Source organism: Lentzea sp. NPDC006480 (assembly GCF_040611995.1).
In the GTDB taxonomy this organism is placed as follows: Bacteria; Actinomycetota; Actinomycetes; order Mycobacteriales; family Pseudonocardiaceae; genus Lentzea.
This window is the reverse complement of sequence record NZ_JBEXPJ010000317.1, coordinates 1-3,614: the sequence shown is the minus strand read 5'-3', so window position 1 is coordinate 3,614 and position 3,614 is coordinate 1. Positions and strand designations below refer to the sequence as shown.

At 70.1% G+C, this 3,614-nt stretch carries 3 protein-coding genes and 1 pseudogene; all 4 read right to left on the bottom strand.

The genetic code is table 11. The features are described from left to right. A pseudogene (locus ABZX92_RS45470) lies at positions 1-1,361 on the bottom strand (serine hydrolase); the annotation flags it as partial. Continuing rightward, positions 1,358-2,371 carry a membrane dipeptidase gene (locus ABZX92_RS45465; protein ID WP_355572332.1) on the bottom strand — a complete coding sequence of 338 codons (1,014 nt, stop codon included), beginning with the start codon at positions 2,369-2,371 and terminating at the stop codon, positions 1,358-1,360. The pseudogene ABZX92_RS45470 and the gene ABZX92_RS45465, both read right to left, overlap by 4 nt. Then, positions 2,368-3,108 (bottom strand): ATP-binding cassette domain-containing protein, encoded by a 741-nt coding sequence (locus tag ABZX92_RS45460; RefSeq protein WP_355572330.1) that lies wholly within the window; start codon positions 3,106-3,108, stop codon positions 2,368-2,370. Before ABZX92_RS45460 ends, ABZX92_RS45465 begins: the two co-directional genes overlap by 4 nt. Continuing rightward, on the bottom strand, positions 3,101-3,614 hold a 514-nt coding region (locus ABZX92_RS45455), incomplete at its 5' end, for an oligopeptide/dipeptide ABC transporter ATP-binding protein (protein WP_355572328.1). The genes ABZX92_RS45460 and ABZX92_RS45455, both read right to left, overlap by 8 nt.

Genomic DNA, 3,614 nt, shown 5'->3' with positions numbered 1-3,614 from the left:
GTAGTAGTCCCGCACTGCCGCGACGTATTCCTGCACGCTGATGGCCCCGTCGCCGTCCGTGTCGAGGTGCGCGAACGCCATCCCTGCTGTGCCAGGACCTGGTGGTAGAGGTGGACCGGGTCGGCGGTGCCGTTCCACGCGTTGTGCGGGCCGCCGTGGATGTCGAGCAGGAGCGGTTGCGGGCCGGTGGCGGACGGGTCGCGGACCAGCCAGCCGTGCACGACCGTGCCGTCGGAGATGGTGAACTCGCGCTCTTCCCGCACGAACAGCTCGGTCCTGTTGTGTTCGGTGTGGACGGTCACGTCACCGTTGCGCACGTCGACGGTCGCGATCTCGCCGTACGACGTGGGTGTGCACAGGACGATCGCGGCTTTGCCCGAAGCGACGGAAAGCCCTGCTACGACTCGGGAATCGCCGCCGAGGACGAGCTGAGGTGAGCCGCCGTCGAGATCGACCGAGTAGAGCTGGGTGCAGCCGCGGTCGCGTGCGCAGAACAGGACCTCGCCGTCCGCCAGCGCCGGCAGACCGCCGGGATACCCCGCCATGCCGGGCATGACGTTGCGGTCCAGGGGTTCTGACAGGTTGCGCACTTCGCCGTCGAGCGACAGGAGCAGCACGCTGAAGTGTCCGGAGTCCGCGGTGGTGCGTCCGGCGACGAGCAGACCTTCTTCGGTCCACGCGACCGTTGCGGCCTGACCGGTGGCGAGCCCGACGAGCTTCGGTTCCGCGTGTCCAGCGACGTCGACCACGTGCACCGGCACGCGGAAGGTCAGGTCGGCGTCCTGGTCGCGGGCACCCGTGAAGGCCAGCTGAGTGCCGTCGGGTGACCACGCGGGCGTGCCGGCGAACCAGTCGCCCTCGGTGACCTGCCTGACCTCACGGCTTTCCAGGTCGAGCACGTGCAGGTGAGCGCGGACGCTGCGCAGATAGCCCGAACCGTCGGCCTTGTAGTCGAGCCTGGACGTGGCGATCGGTGCCTTGGCGTCCGCGATGTCGACCGGCGCCGAGAACGCGAGCCGGGTGCCGTCCGCGTTCCACACCGGCTGACCCGCGCCGAGCGGCAACGACGTGAACTGCTCCGGTTCGCCGCCGTCGGCGGGCAGCAGCCAGATCTGCGGCGGGCCGTCCTGGGCGCGCAGGAACGCGATGCGGCTCCCGTCCGGCGACCACACCGGCGCCTGGTCCGACTTGCCCCTGGTCAGCTGCTTCGCCTTGCCGTCGGCCACCCGCCACAACGCGCGGTCGTCCCGGTCGGCCTCGCGGTCGGTGGTGCGCAGGACGTAGACGATCTCGGTGCCGTCCGGCGAGAGCGTGGGCTGTTCGGGCAGCGCGTAGCCGTACAGGTCCTCGATGGTGGTCACGATGCGGTCCCCCTCTTGAGTTCGGTGCGGAACAGGTCGAGCACGTTCTGCCCCATGACCAGGGCGATGTCGTCTTCCGGCCATCCACGCTGTCGAAGCGCATCGACGACCAGTGGCAGCCCGGCCGGGCCCTCCAGCCCCGGCAGGTACCGGTCGGTGGGCACGCCCTCGATGAACTGCGCCTCGCAGCACGGCGGCGTGACGTCCTGCAGGACCTCCTTCACGAAGTCCGGGCCGAGGCCGACGTGCCGGATGCCCATGACACCCGTGATGTGCTCGATGTGGTCGATCAACCGCTCGATGCGGAAGTCGGACTCGTGCAGGAACGGCGCGAAGAAGTTCACGCAGACCACGCCGCCGTTCGCCGCGATGCCCCTGAGCTGGTCGTCGGTCAGGTTGCGGTGGTGGTCGCGCAGTGCCCGCGCCGACGAATGTGTTGCCATGACTGGACGTGTGGCCAGCTCCAGCACGTGCTCGACGCCCGCGGCGCTGAGGTGGCTGACGTCGAAGATCATGCCGAGACGTTCCATCTCGGCGAACGCGGCGACGCCGGCACGCGTCAGCCGGCTCCCGGTGGCGTCCTCGCCGCTGCCGTCGGCCAGCGCGGTGCGGCCGAAGTGGGCGAGCGAGGCGATTCGCACGCCCAGCCGGTACAGGGTTTCGATCAGTTCGACGTCCTCGCCGACGCCAGGAGCGCTTTCCAACGCCAGCACCAGAGCGATGCGGTTCGATTCGAGAGCCGCGTCGATGTCCTCGCCGTCGAAGCAGAGTTCGACGGTGTCCGGGTTGCCCTCGGCGATGCGGTGCGCGGCCTCGATCATGCGCAGTGTTCGGCGGAGCGCGCCTTCCGGGCGGAAGAGGTCGTCGATGAACACCGGCAGCACCTGCAGGTTCACCCCGCCCGCGTGCAACTGTGGCAGCCATTGGTCGCGGAAGTGCGGCACCCACCGTTCGACGGGCCGGTGGACGATCGCGTCCAGCAGGTCGTTGTGCGTGTCCGCGATGATCACGAAGCGTCCTCCCACAGGCTGGTGTGCCGCGACGGAGCGGCCGCGAGCAGTTCACGCGTGTAGCTGTGTTGCGGGTCGGCGAGCACCCGCTCGGCCGGGCCCTCTTCCACGATCTTGCCCGACCGCATCACCGCGATGCGGTCGCTCACGTACCGGACCACGGCGAGGTTGTGCGAGATGAACAGCATCGACAGGCCCAGCTGCCGTTGCAGATCGCGCACGAGGTTCAGCACCGCGCCCTGCACGGACACGTCCAGCGCGGACGTGATCTCGTCGGCGATGATCACCTTCGGCTGACCGGCGAGAGCCCTGGCGAGGGCCACTCGTTGGCGTTGACCGCCGGACAGGCGCGCCGGCAGTGAGGTGGCTCGGCTGGGATCGAGGTTGACGAGTTCGAGCAGCCGGGCGACCTCGGCGCGCTTGCCGGTGCCTCGCGGCATGGCTTCGGAGATGGACTCGCCGATGCTCATCCGCGGGTCGAGGGACGAGTACGGGTCCTGGAAGACCATCTGCAGCCTGCGGTGCCGCAGCCGTTGGATGTCCGCGCCGTCCAGCAGGATGCGGCCGGCGGTGGGCGGGACGAGGCCGACGGCCGCGGCGGCGAGGCTGGACTTGCCAGACCCCGACTCGCCGACGAGCCCGACGACCTGGCCCGACGGCACGGTCAGGCTGACGTCGTCGACGGCCCGCAGGGATCCGTACCGCAGGCTGACCGACTCGAACCTGAGCTCACTCATCAGACGCCACCCCTCCTCGGCTCGCCACTGCGGCGCCTGCCACGACTTCCTCCGCGAGCCGCCAGCAAGCGACCTGATGTCCGCCTTCGACCTGGGTCAGCTCCGGTTCCTCGTCCCGGCACCTCTGATCGGCCAGCGGGCAGCGCGGCGCGAACGGGCAGCCCACCCCGATCTCCGCGGGTTCCGGCGGTCTGCCTGGGATCACCGCCAGCGGCGCGTCCCGATCCGTCTCCAGGTCGGGAACCGCGGCCAGCAACGCCGTCGTGTACGGGTGCCGCGCCGACGTGAACAGCTCCGCGGTCGGCAGCTCCTCGACGATCCGCCCCGCGTACATCACCAGCACCCGGTCGCAGGTCTGCGCGACCACGGTGATGTCGTGGCTGATCAGCAACACCGCCGCCGACCGCTCCTCGCGGACTCGCGCGAGCAACCGCAGCACCTGCCGCTGCACGGTGACGTCCAGCGCGGTGGTCGGCTCGTCGGCGATCACCAGCCGCGGCTCGCCC

What these genes read in the sequence shown, in the direction of transcription:
- ABZX92_RS45460 (WP_355572330.1), bottom strand. Translation starts at nt 3,108, where the DNA reads ATGAGTGAGCTCAGGTTCGAGTCGGTCAGCCTGCGGTACGGATCCCTG.